At 67.9% G+C, this 18,769-nt stretch carries 20 protein-coding genes and 1 pseudogene; 7 read left to right on the top strand and 14 right to left on the bottom strand.

The features are described from left to right. Nucleotides 1–287: 287 nt before the first annotated feature. From ACFFC4_RS07555 to ACFFC4_RS07520, 8 genes and pseudogenes are all read right to left on the bottom strand, one after another. Entirely contained in the window at nt 288–1,127 is an 840-nt protein-coding gene (locus tag ACFFC4_RS07555; protein ID WP_375499368.1) for a hypothetical protein, read from the bottom strand. Nucleotides 1,128–1,801: 674 nt separating this feature from the next. Next, complete coding sequence (locus ACFFC4_RS07550) at nt 1,802–2,479, bottom strand: hypothetical protein (protein ID WP_375499366.1); 678 nt, start codon at nt 2,477–2,479, stop codon at nt 1,802–1,804. Then, on the bottom strand, nt 2,476–2,967 hold the full coding sequence (locus tag ACFFC4_RS07545; protein ID WP_375499364.1) for a SigE family RNA polymerase sigma factor: 492 nt from the start codon (nt 2,965–2,967) through the stop codon (nt 2,476–2,478). The genes ACFFC4_RS07550 and ACFFC4_RS07545 overlap by 4 nt, the downstream gene beginning before the upstream one ends. Nucleotides 2,968–3,590: 623 nt before the next feature. Next, entirely contained in the window at nt 3,591–3,860 is a 270-nt protein-coding gene (locus tag ACFFC4_RS07540; RefSeq protein WP_375499362.1) for a helix-turn-helix domain-containing protein, read from the bottom strand. Further along, entirely contained in the window at nt 3,860–4,348 is a 489-nt protein-coding gene (locus tag ACFFC4_RS07535; protein WP_375499360.1) for a DUF2975 domain-containing protein, read from the bottom strand. Before ACFFC4_RS07535 ends, ACFFC4_RS07540 begins: the two co-directional genes overlap by 1 nt. Before the next feature lie 269 nt (nt 4,349–4,617). After that, nucleotides 4,618–4,893: a hypothetical protein gene (locus tag ACFFC4_RS07530; protein ID WP_375499358.1), complete on the bottom strand. Its 276-nt coding sequence runs from the start codon at nt 4,891–4,893 to the stop codon at nt 4,618–4,620. Beyond that, nucleotides 4,886–4,984, bottom strand: a pseudogene (locus ACFFC4_RS07525) (hypothetical protein); the annotation flags it as partial. The pseudogene ACFFC4_RS07525 and the gene ACFFC4_RS07530, both read right to left, overlap by 8 nt. A gap of 273 nt (nt 4,985–5,257) precedes the next feature. Then, nucleotides 5,258–5,869, bottom strand: coding sequence for a tyrosine-type recombinase/integrase (locus ACFFC4_RS07520; RefSeq protein ID WP_375499356.1), 612 nt, complete (start codon nt 5,867–5,869; stop codon nt 5,258–5,260). 23 nt (nt 5,870–5,892) lie between these two features. On the opposite strand from ACFFC4_RS07520, the gene ACFFC4_RS07515 reads away from it, so the two are divergent. Further along, nucleotides 5,893–6,063 carry a hypothetical protein gene (locus ACFFC4_RS07515; protein ID WP_375499354.1) on the top strand — a complete coding sequence of 57 codons (171 nt, stop codon included), beginning with the start codon at nt 5,893–5,895 and terminating at the stop codon, nt 6,061–6,063. A gap of 268 nt (nt 6,064–6,331) precedes the next feature. Here ACFFC4_RS07515 and ACFFC4_RS07510 read toward each other — a convergent pair whose 3' ends face one another. Together ACFFC4_RS07510 and ACFFC4_RS07505 are read right to left on the bottom strand one after the other, a co-directional pair. Then, on the bottom strand, nt 6,332–6,733 hold the full coding sequence (locus ACFFC4_RS07510; RefSeq protein WP_375499352.1) for a hypothetical protein: 402 nt from the start codon (nt 6,731–6,733) through the stop codon (nt 6,332–6,334). A 24-nt stretch (nt 6,734–6,757) separates the two neighbouring features. Beyond that, nucleotides 6,758–7,525 (bottom strand): dihydrofolate reductase family protein, encoded by a 768-nt coding sequence (locus ACFFC4_RS07505; protein ID WP_375499350.1) that lies wholly within the window; start codon nt 7,523–7,525, stop codon nt 6,758–6,760. Nucleotides 7,526–7,589: 64 nt separating this feature from the next. On the opposite strand from ACFFC4_RS07505, the gene ACFFC4_RS07500 reads away from it, so the two are divergent. From ACFFC4_RS07500 to ACFFC4_RS07490, 3 genes are all read left to right on the top strand, one after another. Then, entirely contained in the window at nt 7,590–8,300 is a 711-nt protein-coding gene (locus ACFFC4_RS07500; RefSeq protein WP_375499348.1) for a hypothetical protein, read from the top strand. 34 nt (nt 8,301–8,334) lie between these two features. Continuing rightward, complete coding sequence (locus tag ACFFC4_RS07495) at nt 8,335–8,538, top strand: hypothetical protein (protein WP_375499346.1); 204 nt, start codon at nt 8,335–8,337, stop codon at nt 8,536–8,538. A gap of 162 nt (nt 8,539–8,700) precedes the next feature. Further along, nucleotides 8,701–10,395, top strand: coding sequence for a serine/threonine-protein kinase (locus tag ACFFC4_RS07490; RefSeq protein ID WP_375499344.1), 1,695 nt, complete (start codon nt 8,701–8,703; stop codon nt 10,393–10,395). A gap of 36 nt (nt 10,396–10,431) precedes the next feature. Here the strand turns inward: ACFFC4_RS07490 and treZ are convergent, their stop codons facing one another. Next, nucleotides 10,432–12,144, bottom strand: coding sequence for a malto-oligosyltrehalose trehalohydrolase (gene treZ, locus ACFFC4_RS07485; RefSeq protein WP_375499342.1), 1,713 nt, complete (start codon nt 12,142–12,144; stop codon nt 10,432–10,434). 202 nt (nt 12,145–12,346) lie between these two features. Here treZ and ACFFC4_RS07480 point away from each other — a divergent pair, with 202 nt between their 5' ends. Genes ACFFC4_RS07480 through ACFFC4_RS07470 form a run of 3 tightly spaced genes read left to right on the top strand, consistent with a single transcriptional unit; the run spans nt 12,347 to nt 14,133 of the window. Continuing rightward, nucleotides 12,347–12,733 (top strand): SRPBCC family protein, encoded by a 387-nt coding sequence (locus ACFFC4_RS07480; RefSeq protein ID WP_375499340.1) that lies wholly within the window; start codon nt 12,347–12,349, stop codon nt 12,731–12,733. 9 nt (nt 12,734–12,742) lie between these two features. Beyond that, on the top strand, nt 12,743–13,585 hold the full coding sequence (locus ACFFC4_RS07475) for a PPK2 family polyphosphate kinase (protein WP_375499338.1): 843 nt from the start codon (nt 12,743–12,745) through the stop codon (nt 13,583–13,585). A 23-nt stretch (nt 13,586–13,608) separates the two neighbouring features. Then, the gene (locus tag ACFFC4_RS07470; protein ID WP_375499336.1) at nt 13,609–14,133 is read left to right on the top strand and encodes a hypothetical protein; all 525 of its coding nucleotides are present in this window, start codon (nt 13,609–13,611) and stop codon (nt 14,131–14,133) included. Here the strand turns inward: ACFFC4_RS07470 and ACFFC4_RS07465 are convergent. From ACFFC4_RS07465 to glgX, 3 genes are read right to left on the bottom strand one after another with little or no spacing between them, the layout of a single operon-like run. Beyond that, nucleotides 14,097–14,375, bottom strand: a complete 279-nt coding sequence (locus tag ACFFC4_RS07465; RefSeq protein ID WP_375499334.1) for a hypothetical protein — start codon at nt 14,373–14,375, stop codon at nt 14,097–14,099. The two genes, ACFFC4_RS07470 and ACFFC4_RS07465, sit on opposite strands and share 37 nt — an antisense overlap. 1 nt (nt 14,376) lies before the next feature. Further along, nucleotides 14,377–16,632 carry a malto-oligosyltrehalose synthase gene (gene treY, locus ACFFC4_RS07460; protein WP_375499332.1) on the bottom strand — a complete coding sequence of 752 codons (2,256 nt, stop codon included), beginning with the start codon at nt 16,630–16,632 and terminating at the stop codon, nt 14,377–14,379. Continuing rightward, nucleotides 16,632–18,734, bottom strand: a complete 2,103-nt coding sequence (gene glgX, locus ACFFC4_RS07455; RefSeq protein ID WP_375499330.1) for a glycogen debranching protein GlgX — start codon at nt 18,732–18,734, stop codon at nt 16,632–16,634. Before glgX ends, treY begins: the two co-directional genes overlap by 1 nt. Between the last annotated feature and the right edge of the window lie 35 nt (nt 18,735–18,769).

Here is an 18,769-nt window from a genome sequence, read left to right as displayed (position 1 = left end):
TTCCCGAGACGATCATCGCCTCAGAACAGGTGTCCGGGAAAGCGGGTCAGGCTCCAATGGACCAATCCAGCACACGAATCGGTGTGGATGGCCGATGGGCGTGCACTTCTCGAGATGGTCCGAAGCGAACTCGGACCGGACTACGACGTCCAATACTTCGACTTAGCGAGTCGGCGTCGTTCTCAGTGATCGATCCGATCGCACTGCAGTTCCGTTGCGCGATCCTGCAGCGTCAACAGTCTGTAATCAACCATTTGAGGACCGTTCAGCCGCGAGCCAGGTCGAAGTCAGCCCACATCGACGCCGGGTAGGTGAAGTTTGAGGAAGGCCAAGTCGTCTGCTGTGAGAGGTACGTCTTGAACGCCCAGTCGCTCCAACAGGGGCAGTTCGGCGGTAAACGCGAAGGCCGCGGCGGTCAGGGTCTCCTCTTCCAGGTAGAGGCTGCGCAGTTGTGTGAGCGCGGCCAGCTGCTGGACTCCGACGTCCGTGAACCGGTTGCCGAATGTTTGGAGCCAGGTCAGCTCGCGAAGCGCTGCGATGTCGGCGAGCACCTCATCGCCCAGCCCTGACCATGTCAGATAGAGCTTGCGTAGGCCAGGCGCAAGGTGACGTAGCGCGCTGAAGGAGGACGCGTCCACGTGGCCAAGGGAAATGGAACCAATGATGTTGGGTGCCAGGTAATTGAGGAATCCCAAGTCGACCGCGGGATCTCCCGGCTCCGTGATGATCTGCCAGCCGTCGCCGGCGGGTTCTGTCCGCGAGACCGCGCTGACCTTCAGCTGTACCTCGCCGTCGTCGGGAACCCGCACGACCCCAGTCGCGAGGACGGGCCCGGTCTGGGTGTCCCAGGAACCGTTCCAGTCCAGTACTCCAACGATTCGGTCGGTCGGGAACGACAAATCCACGTAACCGACGTCAACATCGTGCTGCTCTCGTCGCTGACTTCGTCTGAGCTGATGGACCTCAGCCGGAGACAAGACGGTGCCGTCAGCCAGCGTGATCGTGAGGCTGCTCTGGTAAGCACCGCGTCCGACGAGCTCGTTCATCGGCACGTAATTGCCGTGGTCGCCGCCCGCGTCTTCGCCATCCGGCCCTTCACCCTGTTCCGCCTCGCCCAGTGCGTTCACGTCCTTAGCATGACAGCGCATCCAACCGAGAACAGTTCAACCTCTCCCCCTCTGAGCACCGGCTCCACACCACGCCCCGCAAGCAGGCCCGCTCGCGGCAAGCTCCGTGGGAAGCGCGTCGTCAGCTCGCGGCGAGGATCCTCGGTCTAAACAGCGACGAGGATCCTCGGACTAAGCAGTCCCGCAAAAGGATGGCGAGTTCAATCGGGATGCGTTGGGGCTGGCGGCATCATCATCGAAGGCACCGAACGCCGGGCCGGTGCGCCTTCGAGTGCGACACGTTCGCGGTCCTCCGGCAGCGCCGCCCATCAGTCTCGCTGATCTGACCAAAGACATCGGCACGCGGTCACCGGCGTTTGCTGTAGCGCGGGTTGCACCACCGGAAGCCGGCCGTTATCACCCGGCGTCTAGTGAGGCCCCTGATTGTGGGGCGCCGGGGGCGGGGGCGTCAGCGACTGTCCGGCGTGTTCGACGGATCGGGGCGGCTGGCGGCATAAGTATGTCGGGACGACCCCTAACGCCTTGGCGAAGAGCGAATGTCCACTCCACGAGACGTTGCGGCGGGCAGCGACTCGACGGACGGGTCAGAGCCTCGAGCTGTACAACTCGCGCCGCGGCCATAAGAGCTCGGTCTTCGGCGTCAGGAGCAGATCCCGGTTCGGGTCGGTGACCGGTCAGCGGTTGGCGGCGCGCCAGTCGCCTGCCGCGCTCTGGCTGTAGTACAGCGTGAAGCCGCCGCAGCCGACCCACGCGACCGGGTACGCGAGTGGGTCTGCGCCGCCCGATCGGGCCATGCCGGAAACCAGCAGGCGAGTGCCGGCGCTGTACTCGGAGGGAGAGCCATCGCCCTCCAGTGAGCTCTTCCCAGACTCGGGCATGTCTACCGTGAACGTATTGGCGTCCCCGCCCTTGAACCACTCGTTGACCTGGAAGGTCACCCCGACGTAGTCCCATGGCTCCGGATCGCCGGGTCGCTGGCTCACGGGAGAACCGATCGCGACGACAGTCCCGTCCAGCGCGAAGTCCAGCCGCCTCGCGACCACAGTCGGGGAGTACTCGAAGCGGCACGACCCCTGCTGGTCCGCGGGGTCTGCAAGCGGCTGCCCAGCCAACCCGGCCGGGACGGTGCCCATCGCGACCGGGCCAGTATGCGTTGGTGTTGGGCCACCGATGCTGAGGGCAGCAGCGAGGAGGACGGCAGCACCCAGCACCGCGGCTCCACTCTCGGCGGCGACGATGCGGCGGCGCCGCGCGCGCACCTTGCGCATGGCGCCGTCGAGCAGGAAGTCCGGTGCGGGCGCCTGCCGCGCCTGGTCGTCGAACAGGTCCCCGAGTTGCTGTTCGGTGGTCATCGCGCGTCCTCCAGATCTGCGGTTCCGTCGGACCGGAGAGCGGCCAGCGCGCGGGCTGCTGTGGCGCGTACGGTGCTCGGGGTGGTCCCCATCGCATCTGCGATGGCGTGGTCGTCGAGGTCCGCCCAGAACCGCAGCACCAGCACTGTCCGCGAGCGGAGCGGCAACTCGGCCACCCGCGCCCGGAGCGTCTCCCGCAGCGCGACGCCGGCCGCCGGGTCGGTGACCGGCGGGAGGTGATGGTCCTGCACTTCCACGGGACGCTCGCTGGTCCAGCGGCGTCGCCGGCCAGACACGAACGCGTTCACCAGCACGCGACGCGCGTACGCCTGTGGCGACCGGGCCGCCGAGACCCGGCGCCAGTGCCGGTACATGTCGGCCAGCGCAGTCTGGGTCAGGTCCTCGGCAGCGTGGTGATCACCGGTCAGGACGAACGCCAGCCGCAGCAGGGCTGCGCCCTGCTGCTCGACGAACGCCTCAAACGTCACTCGCGTCTCCTTCGGTCCTGCCTATATAGAGACGCATCGAACCAGCCGATGCGCTGCATCCATCCGCAGAACCTGCCGGGCAATTCTCGTGCGGCAGTCAGCCCAACGCCCGCGAGGGCGGGATCCCGGGCGTCGGGCGGTACAGAGCGAGACGCTGGTCGCCTCCGGCCGCTGGTCCCGACGTGCTTCATATGTGGGCGACCTTCATGAACATTCCGGCGGGGCGGCGCGTCCGAGCCGGCTTTCTTGACCCAGAGAACCGGAGCCGCGGCTGACCGCGGTTCCGACCCTCTTGGTCAAGTCCCGCGGGTCGAGCGATTTGCGGCCACGTCGAACGACCTCATCTGCGCGCCTCAAGTTCTGTCGCATTGCGTCGGATGGAGGGTAGGCCATCGAGGAGCCCACGTGCCCGTCAAATCCGCCGCGAGCGGTGACGCGGACCAAGGCGTCGTTCCGCAAGCGGACCCGCTCGCGGACGGTTCCAAGGTCGACGGCGGGCACGCCGCCAACGGTCGAGCAAGCGATCCAACTGCCCTCAAGCGGATCGTTCAGTGAGACGGCGACGAGGAAAATACAGGGTTTGAAACGCCGCTGCGGGGCGACGGCCTGCAACACGTTCTCGGCTAATTTGTGGCGACTGTGTCGACACACAGCGTATCGACGCTCGACGCGCCGTCACTTTCCGGTCGTGCGGGATGCCAGCTCAGCAAGTCCCCGGGTTGGCAATCGAGCACTGAACACAGTGCTTCCAAGGTCGTGAACCGTACGGCCTTGGCCCGGCCGTTCTTCAACACAGCCAGGTTCGCCGCCGTGATGCCGACCCGGTCGGCAAGAACACCGGCGGTCATTTTCCGGCGAGCCATCATGGCGTCGATGTCGACAACGATCGGCATTAGATCACCGCGTCGAGCTCGGCCTGCAAACGCGCAGTGCTGGCCTCGTTGTCCGCCGCCTGAACAAGGGCCCTGCCGGCAACGATGGCCAGTAAGCCGATGCCGGCAGCGATTACAGCTCCACCTACGAACATGATGACGAAGGTCGATTCAACGCGCCCCGGCCAGGTTGCGATAACGATGACAAGCCACACCGCGACAGCGCACGCCGCGGCCGCCGCCGTCGCGATGACGCGCATCCAACGTTGAGCAGCCGGCCCCGCGCTGCGCCTGTGCTGCGACAGGGCCACCACTCGCCACAGGGCAATGCAGATGGCCTCGACGGCAACTGCTCCGAACAGCAACCCGAGCCCCCACTGCGAGCGGCGGGAGCCGAAAGCCGCATCGAGGTGTTCACGGGTGAACCACAGCAGCGTCGCAGCCTGCGCCACGACGCAGATCGCGAGCACCGCAGCAAGAGCGCAGTACATCGGGATCGCCAGCTTCATACCTATCGGGCTTCTCGCTCGCATCATATGAGCAACCTATCGTTTATCGATAGCTACGGCACCGTGACACTCCGAATGACCTGTCCATCAAAGAGACCTCCTGCGCCGACGCGGGTCAAGCACCTGCATGTCGCGCCCACGCGGTCGTGCTCGTTCCGCAAGGGGACCCGCCTGCGGGACTACATGGCGCGCTGCAACGGGCCGCCGAAACCGGGCTTCGCGGGGTTGTCCCGCTAGCCCCGCCCGGTGATCATTCCCGCTCGGGCCCGTCATGCGGCACGCCGTCCCACCGTGTTGCTCGGTTCCAGCGAACCTGTGGAACTGGCACCCGCGCCCCAGCCGCTGCTCGCCGGCGACGTGGCTCCGGTGACCGCCGACGTCCAACAGGTGCCGTCACCGAAGTCAAGAGCGGCGGCCGGCGATGTCGTTCTCAAATACTTTGCACGAGCGTTCTCAAACACCCGTTCGGAACGCCTCTTATTCTCATTTTGGCTGCCGTCCAGCATGAAGGCCAGCGGCTTGACAAGTTCAGTGAAGAAATCCATCCCATTTCGGCTCGTAGGACGCCCCGGGCGGGATGGTTGGCACCGACTTGGCCAGCATGGGCGCGACGGGCGGCATCACGGGCAGCTTCATCGGCTCATTGTCCCCGTGTCGTCGACGAAGGCGTTGTCGCCGGCTTGAAGCCGCCGCCGGGCTTCGCGCGCCGCACGCGCAGGTGCTTGAGACTCTCCTCGAGTGCGGCGACCTCGCCCAGCCAGGCCTTCTGCTTCGCCTCGTCGAGTCGCTGCTCGGCGCTTGCCGGTCACCTCCTCGATCCGGCCGAGCTGGGCCGGGTCGACGCACAGGAACCGGCAGCGGGTGCAGGCGTGCTCGTGGACGCATGGGGTTCCGTAGGGCCGGTGACACTCACCGAGCGCCACGCGGCGTAGCAGGAGAGTGCTCTTGGAACTCTGCCCACTCGTCCGGCTCGGCGACGCGGTCCTCGCCGGTGGGCTGCAGCTCGCGGCGGCGCTCGATGAACGCCTGATGCGCGGTGACGATGTGCTGGGGGAACACCGCCGTGTATCCGCGGGTGGTGTCCAGGTTCACGTGCCCGAGCAGTGCAGCCGCGATGTGCAGCGGCAGCCCGTTGTTGACGGCGTCGGTAGCGAACAGCCGGCGGAAGTCGTGGGGCGTGAACCGGATGGGCTGACCGGCGTCAGTCAGCCCGGCAACGGACGCCAGATGGCCCAGCACGCAGGCCACATAGTTGGTCGACAGCACTTCCTGCCGCGTCCCGACCGGTCGGGCGAACAGGTGTGGGAACGGCTCGCCGTGCAGCTTCTCGTGCGGGTCGTAACCGATCGACAGCGGCACTCGTTCCGCGCCGGCTTTTGCGCGACGCAGCACGGCAAGCAGCACCTGCACCAGCTCGGGCGCCATCGGGATCAGCCGCTCGCAGTCGGTCTTGCTCGGCACAATGTGCAGCAGCGGCACGACTGTGCCGGTGGTGGGCGCGGTGTAATGACGCAGCGACACCTGCGGGCTCGAGCAACTCCTCGATGCGCACGCCGGTGTGGCGCAGCGCCTCGATGATCGCCCAGGTCCAGAACCCGTCCTGTTCGACGCTCATAGCGTCGATGCGGGTGCCGCGGTTGCGGATCCAGGTCGGTCGCGGCTGGGAGTCGTCGATACGCACCCAGACCCGGCAACGTTCCAGCCGCGCGTACTGAACCGGCGGCGAGTCCCGGACGAACACCGACTGGTCGAACTCGAACGACTCGCCATGCTCGCAGGCCCCGGCCAGCTCGAGGAATCGGGCGCTGCGGATCTTCTGATCAACGGCCGCCGTCAGCAGGCCCGGCAGCAGCGGAGTGAGCATCCGCGTCCGCTGCTGAATCCTGCTCTTACCTTGCCGACCAGGTCCTCCAGCCGCGGCTGGGTGTAGATCTGGGTCGTGGTGATATGCGTGCCGCAGGATCGTCTGAACGTCGACCAGCGTTAACGCCGGATCAGCGAGCAGCCGCGCCGCCGCCGTGTGCCGAAAGTCGCGCAGCGACCAGTTCGACCCCAGGCCGTGTTCGCGCGGTTCAGCACGGCCCGCATCGCGTGGTAGTTCAGCGGCGCCGGGTTCGACCTGCGGGTCCACCACACCGGTCCGCCCGGACTCATTCGCGGCTGCTCAGCGAGGTAGAGCGCGAGCCAGACGAACGCGTCGACCGACGCCGACACTTTCTCTCGCGCTCTGCTGCCCTTGCTATTCACCGTGATCGTGTTCTGTCCGGCATCGAGGTCGCCGTGGCGCAGGCCGAGCAGCTCGGACGCGCGAACGCCGGACGAGAGGCACGTCGATCTGCTCTCGACGGGCGCATACACCACGACATACTCTTCGGTACGGTTCAATGGCTTCGAACCGTAGCGTGCGCACTACCTGCCGGTGCCCGACTGAGTGCGATCATCCGACACGGTGCGGTAGCGGCAGAACAGCGAGCCGTTCTCCTCCAGCAGCCCGAGCAGCGTCAAGGGCAGCGGGGACGGCCATTCCTTGCCCGCACTGATCCGCCCGGGACCCGGCCCGCCGAGCATCGGCGTGATCGACAGGCACAGCTCGTCGACGACCCCCTCTCGAGCGAGGTCGGCGAAGACGCTCGGGCCCCCCTCGGACAGGATGCGGGTAAAGCCGCGTTCCTCGAGCGCCTGTCGCACCAGCACAGCGTCGACCGTCTCGTCGCCACAGTCGACGACGTCGGCAACGGACTTCAGCAGCCGACGCTGCTCGGGATCGGCCGCCGCACAGGTCAGTATCACCGTCCGTGCCCCAGGGAGAGCCTCGGTGAACAGCTCGGCGTCCGGGTCGAGCTGCAGGGACCGGCTCTGCACGGCGACGGGCAGGACGTCCCGCAGCCCGTACGAGCGCCGGATCGCCTTGCGCTGCGCGCTCGGCGTGACCGGCCCGTACCCCTCGGCGATCGCCGTACCCGAGCCCACGTGCACGACGTCGGCGAGGTTGCGCAGCGCAGCGAAGACGGCATTGTCGCCGGCCGTCTGCAGGCCACGGGACAGCCCGCCCGCGTGGACTGCGCCATCGGCGGCGGATACGAAGTTCACTCGCAGGCCGCCACGGTCGAGCCACCCGGCGGCGTAGTACGCGTGGATGTCGACGTTGTCGACCGGCCCGGGCAGCAGTGCGCGCATCAGTACATCCAAGCATCGAGGAAATGTGGGTACGTCTCTCGCACGACGTCCACCGGAGGTTTCCATGGCCAAGCGGCGCTTCCTGCCGCACATCCCGCTGCCGTCGCGGGTCGAGCACACGCTCGACTCCGCGCTGGACAAGGCGCTCGCGGTACAGCGTCCAGCGGTGCTCACCTACCTCAACCGGGCGCGCGAGAACAACCCGCGGATGACGCCGGCGGAACTCGAGAAGCAACTCGAGCGGCACTATCGCCGAGCGGTGATGGGGATCGGCGGTGCATCCGGCGCTGCAGCAGCCCTGCCGGGCGCGGGCACGGCTGCCTCGCTGGCCTCCGGTGCGGCCGAGATCACCGCGTTCATCTCCGCCTCGGCCATGTACGTGCTGGCCCTGGCCGAGCTGCACGAAGTGCCCGTCAGCGACCCGCACATCCGTCGTGCCCTCGTGCTGTCGGTGCTCGTCGGCGAGGGCGGCGCCGCCATCGTCGCGGGGACGACCAGCGGCGAGGTCCACTGGGCCAAGGTGCTCGGCAAATCGACGTCGAAGGAGAAGATCGCCGGCATCAACGGCCGGCTCGGGCGGATGCTGCTCACCCGCTTCGGCACCCGGCAGGGGGCGCTCCTGTTCGGCCGGGCGCTGCCCCTCGGGGTCGGTGCCGGTGTGGGCGCGTTCGGCAACGCCGCCCTCGCCAGGGGCATCACCAAGAACGCTGGCAAGGCGTTCGGGCCGCCGCCCAACCGGTTCCCAGCGCGGGTGGTCGACGTCGAACCCGTATAGGTTTCCCGCAGATGCCGCATTCGGGAGGTAACGCGTGTTCGTGGTCGTGCTGACGGACGAAGGACAGCAGTTGATCGGGCCGCGGGCCGTCGGGCCCTTCGACAACTGGGACGACGCGCAGCAGTTCGCGCTCACCTTGGTCGAGCAGTGGAAGGTCGAGGACGGCCAGGCGCCGGCGGCGACCGTCACCCGCATCGAGGCTCCGCTGCCGGGTGTGGTGGTCGGCGAGATCCAGTAGCCGACGTGCTTCGGCAGCGCTACGGCGGCGCTGCGGCGTCCGCCGGTTAGCGAAACAAAACCGCCTCGGGCGGCACTTGTTGTGCACGGGGCCTGCCGTGGCAGGCCATTCCCTGGTTATGGTGAGCCGCCCTTCCGCGGTTGATCACGAGCAGGTGTCGTCATGCAGAACCCCCTTCTGGGCGGTCGCTACCGTCGCGAACGACTCATCGGTAGCGGGGCCATGGGCGAGGTCTGGCTCGCACACGATGTGCTGCTCGACCGGCCCGTAGCCGTCAAGACGATCAGCTCCGGTGCCGCCCTGACCAGCTTGACCACGCCGGTTCGCGACGAGCAGTTGCAGCGCATCATGCGCGAGGCCCGGCTCGCCGCCCGAATGAACCATCCGAATGCCGTGTGCGTCTACGACCTCGTCATGGTTGACGGGCAGCCCAACGTCGTCATGGAGTACGTGCCCGGCCGGACGTTCGCGGACGAGATCCGGGCGTCTGGCGCGCTCAACCCGACACGGGTGGCCGAGGTCGGCGCGGCGGTGGCAACCGCTCTCGCCGAGGCCCACGAACTAGGCATCACGCATCGCGATGTCAAGCCCGCCAACATCCTCATCACCCCGCGCGGCACGGCCAAGCTTGCCGATTTCGGCGTGGCAAAGATCAACGGCGACGCCAATGTAACCACCACCGGCATCATGCTCGGGACCCCGGCGTTCGTCGCTCCCGAGGTCGCACGCGGGTCCGCGGCGGACGCCGCTAGCGACGTCTGGTCGCTCGGCGCCACGCTCTACGCCGGACTGCGTGGCCGCTCGCCGTTCCAGGAGACCGGCGGCGAGGACGTGATCGTCGTGCTGGGCCGGCTCATCAGCCAGCCGGTGCCGCCCCTGGGGTCCGGGCCTGTCCCCGACGTCGTCATGCAGATGCTCCACATGGACCCGCGACGCCGGCCCAACGCGGCAGCGGTTGCCGGGCTGCTGCGCGATGCCGGCCGGACGTCGTCGGACGTCGAGCGCACCTACGTCCCACCGCTGCGGGACGCCACCCACGCTGTGCTCGGTCCGACTGGGGATGCGTCCGGACGCTGGTCGGAACCGACCCAGCTACGCGAGTTGCTGAGCACGCCGAGTGGCGGGGCGGCGACTGGTTCGCGCCGGGGCGGTCGCCCTGTTGCGCTGGTGTCGGCTGCGGCCGTGCTGGTGGCCGCTGTGGTCGTCGCTGTGGTCCTGCTGGCCGGCGGCCACGCGCAACACCCTGCTGCCGGCTCGAGTCGGTCATCGACGCAGAGCACTACTTCGCCGGTCGTGGTCACCGTGACTGCGACCAACTCGGCCGCGGCCGCCCCGGACCAACCGACGACGGCGACCGACCCGGTCTCGACAGACTCGATGCCTACGGACGCGCCGACCCCGACCCGCACCGACACGTACACCGCTCCTGACGGAATCAGCGTGACCGGACCGGCCGGCTGGACTGAGGATGACTTCTTCCATGTAGCGAGCACTCGGGAGTACGTGGACGGCGACGATCACTACACCGCTCCCTACCTGCACATCGGAGTCGGAAACAGCACACCGAATCCGGACTTCGCGACCGAGGTCGAGAGTTCGCGCCGCTTCCTGCGCACCACAAAGAAGTACGCCGACGTCGTCGTCTCGCCGGCGGTCTACGACGGCTACCGCGGCACGACCGCCGCGGACATCGAGTTCACCGAGACCAACGAGCAAGGGATCCGTCGACACGCCAAGGAACGGATTTGGGAGGAGGACGGCGTGGTCTACATCATCCAGCTCAACACTCCGCTCGAGCAGTGGAGCAAGTACGAGTCGACGTTCGACGCCATGACGTCCAGTTGTTCGATCGACTGACCATCGCGCTCTGAACTGTGCCCCGATGGCGCGGGGTCAGTGCACCCGCACGATCGCCGACGCGTCAGCGCCGAGCACGATCGCGTCGGCATCGACCGTCGCGGGACCGGTCGAGAGCACGACGTCACCGCTGATTGCGAACCGGTGTTCGCCCGACCCGAGGTTGACCAGCACCCGGAATGCGCCGCGGTGCACGACAAGCCACTTCTCGTCCTCGTCGAACACGACCGACACCCGGGACAGGTCGTCGTCGCGCAGGTCCGACTCGGTCATTCGCAGGGCGATCAGCTGCCGGTAGAGGGTAAGCATGTCGAGGTGCCTGCCGGACGCCGGCTCGGACCAGTCGAGGATCGCGGTGCGGTAGGCGTCCGGGTCCTGCGGGTCGATCATCTGCGAGACGTCCCAGCCGTGCGTCGAGAACTCTTCGACGCGACCCTTCCCGGTGGCCTCGGCGAGCTCGGGCTCCGGGTGCGAGGTGAAGAACGGCCAGCGGGTGGAGGCGGCCCACTCCTCGCCCATCCAGAGCATCGGGGTGAACGGCGAGGTCAGTAGCAGCACCGCGCCAATCTGCAGCCGGCCGACGGAGGTGATCTCCGGCATCCGGTCGCCAACGGCGCGGTTGCCGACCTGATCGTGGTTTTGCAGGCAGATCACGAACTGCGAGCCGCGCTGCTTCGCTGGGTCGATCGGCGCGCCGTGGTTGCGCTCGCGGAACGTCGAGTACGTCCCATCGTGGAAGAACGCCTTGGTGAACGTCTTCGCCAGCACGGCGATCGGTCCGAAGTCGCAGTAATAACCCTGCGTCTCGCCGGTGAGCATCGCGTGCAGCGCATGGTGAACGTCGTCATCCCACTGCGCGTCCATTCCACGGCCGCCCTTGGCCACAGGCGTGATCATCACCGGGTCGTTGAGGTCGGACTCCGCGATAAGCGTCAGCGGGCGCCCGACCTGCTGCTCGAGCTCGGCCACCTCCTGCGAGAGCTGAGCGAGGATGTGCACCGGTGAGTCGTCGACGAGGGCGTGCACGGCGTCCAGGCGCAGCGCGTCGACGTGGAAGTCGCGCAACCACATCAGCGCGTTGTCGATGATGAAGCGACGCACGGCCGGTTCCTCGACGTTGACGAGGTCACCCCACGTGTTGCGGCCAGGCTTCAGGTACGGCCCGAAGCGGGGCAGGTAGTTGCCCGACGGGCCGAGGTGGTTGTAGACGGCGTCGAGCACGACGGCCAGGCCCACATAGTGCGCGGCGTCGACGAAACGCTTGAAGGCGTCGGGCCCGCCCAGCGGCTCGTGCACCGCGTACCAGTCGACGCCGTCATATCCCCAGTTCCAGATGCCGTTGACGGCGTTGACGGGCAGTACCTCGACGTGCGTGATACCCAGTTCGACGAGGTGGCCCAAGCGCTCGATCGCGCTGTCGAAGGTGGCGCCGGGGGTGAACGTCGCGACGTGCAGTTCGTAGATCACCGCGGCGGTGAGGTCGCGACCGGTCCACGCGCTGTCGTTCCAGGCGTAGGCAGCCTGGTCGTAGACCCGGCTGCGCCCGTGAACGCCGTCGGGCTGCCATCTCGACGCCGGGTCGGGCACCGGCTCGGTCGAGTCGTCGAGCAGGAACGCGTAGTCGACGCCGGGGGACAGCTCCGGCCCGGACCACCAGCCGTCGCCCGCGGGCTCGAGCGAGGTGTCGCTACCGCCAGCTCGTACGCGGATGGTGCTGACGTCGGGTGCCCACACTCGCAACTCGCTCATGTCGGGCAACGTCCCCGGGGTCGGTGGGTGGCAAACCGTACATGGGGTAGGACATAGCCCATGACCGTCCTCCGCTTCGCTCCGGCCGCCGAAGGCCATGCCCCCTTGTCCTGCGCTCACTGCGTTCGCGCATGACCGTCCTCCGCTTCGCTCCGGCCGCCGAAGGCCATGCCCCCTTGTCCTGCGCTCACTGCGTTCGCGCATGACCGTCGTGACGCTGCGCGCCTCCGGATCCGCCGACCCCGAGACCGCGTGGGGTCGCTACCTCGAGCCACAGGGCTGGCCGGGGTGGGCGCCGCAGATCAGCCGCGTCGAGGCGTCGGCAACCCGAATCGCGCCCGGCGTCACCGGCCGGGTCTACGGCCCGCTGTGGGTCTCCGTCGACTTCGTCATCGAACGGGTAGACGAGAGCGCGAAAACGTGGACATGGCGCGTGCGCCGGGGACCGGTCTCGTCGCGACTGCACCATGCCGTGGCGCCCACGGACGGCGGCAGCCGGGCCTCGCTCGGTATCGAAGGGCCGCTGCCGCTGATCCTCGGTTACGCGCCGCTCGCCCGCTTTGCACTCAGTCGGCTCGTCCGCCCGTAGCCTGCGTGCATGAGCGATGACGAGACGTCCGTGCGGCAGGCCCTGGCCGTCGCTCACGGCCCGGTGAACCTGGCCGGCTATCCGACCGACACCCGCCCGTTGGCGCCGACGAAGCGCAATCGCGACCTGCGCAACGCCGATGCGGCCATGGCGCTGCTGCAGGAGCAGTTATGGGCCGAGGCGACCGCCGGGGGGAAGCGCAGCATGCTGCTCGTGCTGCAGGGCATGGACACCGCAGGCAAGGGCGGCATCACCGAGCATGTGGTCGGCACGTTCGGTCCGATCGGGGTGCAGTACACCGCATTCAAGGCGCCCACCGATGAAGAGCGGGAACATGACTTCCTGTGGCGCATTCGCAAGCGGCTGCCCGCGCCCGGCGTGATCGGCGTCTTCGATCGCTCGCACTACGAGGACGTCCTCATCGCGCGGGTGCACGAGCTGGTCCCGCAGCAGGAGTGGGAGCAGCGCTACGACCTCATCAACGACTTCGAGAAGACGCTCGTCAAGGCCGGCACCACCGTGCTCAAATGCTTCATCAACATCAGCTACGACACCCAACGAGAGCGGCTGCTGCGCCGGCTCGACCGGCCCGACAAGCACTGGAAGTTCAACGAGGGCGACATCGAGGAGCGCGCGCGCTGGGCCGACTACCAGGTGGCCTACGAGGCCGTGCTCGAGCGCACCAACACCGAGCACGCGCCGTGGTACGTCGTGCCGGGCGATCACAAGAAGTACCGCAACTGGGCCGTGGGCGAGATCCTGCACGAGACGTTGACGGAACTCGACCCGCACTACCCGCAGCCCAACCTCGACGTGCCGGAGCTGCGTCGTCGGCTCGCTCCGCCGCACTGAACTCGTCGGCGTACTTTTGACGGGTGCGCAGCAGGCGACGGACGTGGCTGACGGCCCCACCGGCCACCACCGTCCCCGCCCTGCTGCACCCGCGTTGGCTGGCGACCCACGTCGTGCTGCTAGGCGCGGCGGTGGGCATGGTGTTCCTCGGCCGGTGGCAGCTGCACGTGTCCGAGGGCAACAAGTGGGCGTTCCAGAACGTCAGCTACGTCGTGCAGTGGTGGCTGTTCGCCGGGTTCGCGGTGTTCTTCTGGGCCAAGCTCATCCGCGACGCTCGTCGCCCCCCGGCCGACGCTCCCTCCCCGAGCGGGGAGGTCGTCCTGCGCAACGGCTCGCAGGCCGTCGCCCGCAGCGGGCCGGCCAACCTGGTGCGCAGCGAGACCAGTGGCGACGAGCCGGTCGTCTACCGCGGATACGTATTGCCGGACAGTTCCAAGGCTCCGCACCGCAGCTACGGCGATGACCACCACAACAGCTACAACGACTACCTGTGGCAGCTCTCGCTGGCCGATCAGGCCGATGACGGCGGACCGGACGACGCTCGCTGAGGATCGGCGCCGCGGGGCAGCTCGCGCCAGCCGCCACCGGCAAGGTCGAGTGGCGCGTCGGCCAGATAGCTCAACGGGGCCAACCGACCATGCCGGTGCGGCAGGCCGCGCAGCTTCTCGACGGCCAGCGACGGGTCGTCGGCCAGCAGTTGTCGCAGCGCGTCGAGGTCACGGACGGCGAGGTCACGGACGGCGAGGTCGCGGACGTCGAGTACGCGGGCCAGATCGTGCGGACTTGCCACGTCACCGAACGATGAGCGCGACCGGCAATCCGTCCAACAGTTCGGCAAGCGCTACCTGCGACGGCACCGGTTGGCCCGTGAGCACGTTCGTGCCTGCGAAGCCGAGCTCCAGCATCGTGTCGCCCCAGCCGCCAGCAGCATCAAGCGTCAGAGCCAGCCGGGTGGCCACCGTAACGGCCCCGCCGCGGTCGTAGGCGAGCACGTGCTCAGCACCCGATCCGACGGTTTGTAAGGCGGTGTACGTCGAGAACAACTCCGGCTGCTCGCGCCGCAGGCGCAGCGTGCGCGAGGTGACCCACAGCTTGGCGGCGCCGGTTTCGTCGACCGGCGGCGCCACGTCCAGCTGCTCGAGCAGGCGGCGGCGCTCGTCGTAATCGACGGCGCGACGGTTGTCGGGGTCGACGAGTGAGTCCTCCCAGAGCTCGGTGCCCTGGTAGACGTCGGGGATGCCGGGCATCGTCAGCTGGATCAGCTTCTGGCTCAGCGAATTCGTCCAGCCGAACGGCGTGATGCGTTCGACGAGCGCGGCCAGCGGCTCGTGCACGTCGGAACGGTCGTACGCGGCGTCGACGACGTCGTGCACCGAGCCCTCGAAGGCCTCGTCCGGGCTCGTCCACGTCGTAGAAGTCGCCGCCTCGCGCATCGCCTTCTCGACGTAGGCGTGCATGCGGTCGCGTTCGATGAACCCCACGCCGGCGAACGTCTGCCACAGCAGGTAGGCGAACGGCGCGTCGGACAGCGGCGCCGCCTTCAACAACCCGGTAACGAGCTCGGTCCAGTCGTCGGGGATCTCGCTGAGCACGGCCAGCCGGGCGCGGACGTCCTCCCCGCGCTTGGTGTCGTGCGTCGACAGCGTGGTCATGCCGTTGGGCACGGTGGCTTGACGCAGCTCCTGCGCGGCGTGGAAGTCGGCCGGCGTGAGCCCGAAGTGCCCCGGGTCGTTGCCGACCTCGTTGAGCGCGATGAAGCGGGTGTAGCGGTAGAACGCGGTGTCTTCGACGCCCTTGGCCATCACTGCGCCGGAGGTCTGCTGGAAGCGCGAGCACAGTTCGTCGAACGGGTCGGACAACCGAGGCTCGAGAGCGTCGAAGGTGGTCGACAGATCCGGACGCGCGGCCCGCGCTGTGGTGAGCGCGGCCGACAGGTCGTGCGCACCGGCCGGCAGGTACGAGCGGTAGACCGGGAACGCGACGAGCAGCTCGACGAGCGCCGCGGGCGCATCGGTGACGTCGGGTACGAGCCGGGCCAGGCGCGACACCTCGGCCTGCAGGATCGTCGAGACCGCGTTGCGCTTGCCCTGCGCGACGTGCTCGGCACAGGTCAGCTGGTCGCCGGTGAGCTCGCGGTACAGCGCGTCGAGGGGCGCCTCGGCCGCGGTGTCGAGCAGGACGCCGGTCACCTCGGTGAGCGCGTCGTAGCCGGTGGTGCCGTCGACCGGCCAGTCGCCGGGCAGCTGCTCGCCGTGCTCGAGGATCTTCTCAATGAGCAGCCAGGCGTCGGGCCCCGCGAGCTCGCGCAGCCATTGCATGTAGCCGACCGGGTCGGCCAGGCCGTCGGGATGATCGACCCGCAGCCCATCGATGTGATCTTCAGTGATCCACCGCTTGATCTGCGCGTGCGTGGCGTCGAACACGGCACGGTCCTCGACCCGCAGGCCGGCCAACGTGGTGACGGCGAAGAAGCGGCGGTAGTTCTGGTCGGTGTCGGCCCGGCGCCAGTTGACGAGCTCGTAGTGCTGGCGGTTGTGCACCTGCTCCGGGGTGCCGTCGCCGGTGTCGGGCGCGATGGGAAAGCGGTGCTCGAAGTAACGCAGTTCGCCGTCCTGGATGTCGAGCTGCGCAGGCTCGAAGTCGTCGCCGAGCACGGGCAGCAGGATGCGCCCGCGCGCCCACTCGATGTCGAACCACGAGCCGTGTTCGCCGTCGCGGCCGTGCTGCAGGACGTCCCACCACGCGGCGTTCTCGGCCGCATCGTCGACACCGGTGTGGTTCGGCACGATGTCGACCACGGTCTTGAGGTGCCGGGCGCGAGCGGCGGCCACCAACCGCGTCCATCCGTCGATGCCGCCGCGCTGCGGGTCGACCGTGTCGAAGCCGATGACGTCGTAACCGTGATCCGAGCCGCGCGCCGACGGCAGGATCGGCGACAGGTAGGCGGCGTCCGCGCCGAGGTCGGCGAGGTAGTCGCAGACGTCGGCGGCGGCGTGCAGGTCGAAGGTCGGCGTGATCTGCAGACGGTAGGTGGACGCCGGGCGCATCAGTCCACCCGGCGCAGGACCACGACGGCGCGCGGGCCCACCGTGATGGTGTTGCCGGGCCCGACGATGACGTTCGGATCGACAGTGGCCGTCATGGTATCGACGACGACCTCCCACTGGTTCGCGTACTCGCCCGCAGGCAGGGTGAAGTCGATGGGCTCGTAGTGGGCGGAGAAGCACAGCAGGAACGAGTCGTCGACGATGCGCTCGCCGCGTACATCGGTACCGGCGATGCCCTGGCCGTTCAGGTAGACGGCGATGCTGCGGCCGAACCCGGACTCCCAGTCGTCCTCGGTCATCTCCGAACCGTCGGGGGTGAACCAGCTGATGTCGGGCAGGTGCACGCCACGACGGGTCGGGCGGCCGTCGAAGAACCGCCGGCGGCGGAACACCGGGTGCTGCCGGCGCAGCGCGGCCACCTGGCGGGTGAACCTGACCAGGTCGTCGTCGACTGTGGACCAGTCGATCCAGGTCAGCTCGTTGTCCTGGCAGTAGCCGTTGTTGTTGCCACCCTGGCTGCGGCCCAGCTCGTCGCCGTGACAGAGCATCGGCACGCCCTGGCTCAGGAACATGGTGGTGATGAAGTTGCGCAACTGGCGCTCACGCAGCTCGAGGATCTCCGGATCGTCCGACGGCCCCTCGACGCCGCAGTTCCAGGACCGGTTGTGGCTCTCGCCGTCGTTGTTGTCGTCCTGGTTGCCCTCGTTGTGCTTCTCGTTGTAGCTGACCAGGTCGCGCAGCGTGAAGCCGTCATGGGCGGTGACGAAGTTGACGCTGGCAACCGGGCGCCGGCCACTGGTCTCGTAGAGGTCGGCCGAACCGGTGATGCGGGCCGCGAACTCGCCGACCGTGCCGGGCTCGCCGCGCCAGAAGTCGCGGACCGTGTCGCGGTACTTGCCATTCCACTCCGTCCACTGCGGGGGGAAGTTGCCCACCTGGTAGCCGCCGGGGCCGACGTCCCACGGCTCAGCGATGAGCTTCACCTGGCTGACGATCGGGTCCTGCTGCACGAGCTCGAAGAACGACGACAACCGGTCGACGTCGTAGAACTCGCGGGCCAGCGTGGCGGCGAGGTCGAACCGAAAACCGTCGACGTGCATCTCGATCACCCAATAGCGCAGCGAGTCCATGATCAGCTGCAGGGAGTGCGGGTGTCGCACGTTTAGCGTGTTCCCGGTGCCGGTGTAGTCCATGTAGTACTGCTTGTCGTCCTCGACGAGCCGGTAGTACGCCTGGTTGTCGATGCCTCTGAACGACAGCGTCGGGCCCAGGTGGTTGCCCTCGGCAGTGTGGTTGTAGACGACGTCGAGGATGACCTCGATGCCCGCCTCGTGCAGGGCCCGCACCATTGCCTTGAACTCCTGCACCTGACCGCCGGGCGAGGTGCTCGAGGAGTACTTATGGTCCGGGGCGAAAAACCCGATGGTGTTGTAACCCCAGTAGTTGTTCAAGCCCTTGTCGACCAGCGTCGAGTCGTTGACGAAGTGGTGCACCGGCATCAGCTCGACGGCGGTGACGCCCAGTTGGGTGAGATGGTCGATGATCGCCGGATGCGCCATGCCGGCGTAGGTGCCACGCAGCTCCTCCGGTACGTCCGGGTGGGTCATGGTCATGCCCTTGACGTGCGTCTCGTAGAAGACCGTGTCTGCGTACGCCCGACGTGGGGGCCGATCGACGCCCCAGTCGAAGAACGGGTTGATGACGACGCACTTGGGCAGGTTGGCGGCCGAGTCGTCGTCGTTGTAGCTGTCGGGCTCACCGAAGTGGTAGCCGAACAACGACTCGTCCCATTCGATGGTGCCGTCGATGGCCTTGGCATAGGGGTCGAGCAGCAGCTTGCTCGGATTGCACCGCAGACCCTCATCGGGCTTGGTGGCCCCGTGCACCCGGTAGCCGTAGCGCTGGCCCGGTTCGACGTTGGGCAGGAAGACATGCCAGACGAAGGCGTCGACCTCGGGCAGTTCGATCCGGGTCTCCGTCCCGTCGGCATCGAACAGGCACAGCTCGACCTTCTCCGCGACCTCACTGAAAATCGCGAAATTCGTCCCCACCCCGTCGTAGGTCGAGCCCAGGGGGTACGGACTTCCGGGCCAGATCTGCACGTGCGGCTCCTCGTGTTCGCCGTCGCGGGGGCCGA

It is taken from the genome of uncultured Jatrophihabitans sp. (genome assembly GCF_964244045.1).
Lineage (GTDB): Bacteria > Actinomycetota > Actinomycetes > Mycobacteriales > Jatrophihabitantaceae > Jatrophihabitans.
The sequence above is the reverse complement of the archived record's forward strand: the minus strand, read 5'-3'. Positions and strand labels throughout refer to the sequence as shown.

Coding starts and splice junctions, on each gene's coding strand:
- ACFFC4_RS07550 (WP_375499366.1), bottom strand. CDS start 2,479: ATGACCACCGAACAGCAACTCGGGGACCTGTTCGACGACCAGGCGCGG.
- ACFFC4_RS07540 (WP_375499362.1), bottom strand. CDS start 3,860: ATGCCGATCGTTGTCGACATCGACGCCATGATGGCTCGCCGGAAAATG.
- ACFFC4_RS07535 (WP_375499360.1), bottom strand. CDS start 4,348: ATGAAGCTGGCGATCCCGATGTACTGCGCTCTTGCTGCGGTGCTCGCG.
- ACFFC4_RS07530 (WP_375499358.1), bottom strand. CDS start 4,893: ATGGATTTCTTCACTGAACTTGTCAAGCCGCTGGCCTTCATGCTGGAC.
- ACFFC4_RS07515 (WP_375499354.1), top strand. CDS start 5,893: ATGCGCACGCCGGTGTGGCGCAGCGCCTCGATGATCGCCCAGGTCCAG.
- ACFFC4_RS07505 (WP_375499350.1), bottom strand. CDS start 7,525: ATGCGCGCACTGCTGCCCGGGCCGGTCGACAACGTCGACATCCACGCG.
- ACFFC4_RS07500 (WP_375499348.1), top strand. CDS start 7,590: ATGGCCAAGCGGCGCTTCCTGCCGCACATCCCGCTGCCGTCGCGGGTC.
- ACFFC4_RS07490 (WP_375499344.1), top strand. CDS start 8,701: ATGCAGAACCCCCTTCTGGGCGGTCGCTACCGTCGCGAACGACTCATC.
- treZ (WP_375499342.1), bottom strand. CDS start 12,144: ATGAGCGAGTTGCGAGTGTGGGCACCCGACGTCAGCACCATCCGCGTA.
- ACFFC4_RS07480 (WP_375499340.1), top strand. CDS start 12,347: ATGACCGTCGTGACGCTGCGCGCCTCCGGATCCGCCGACCCCGAGACC.
- ACFFC4_RS07475 (WP_375499338.1), top strand. CDS start 12,743: ATGAGCGATGACGAGACGTCCGTGCGGCAGGCCCTGGCCGTCGCTCAC.
- treY (WP_375499332.1), bottom strand. CDS start 16,632: ATGCGCCCGGCGTCCACCTACCGTCTGCAGATCACGCCGACCTTCGAC.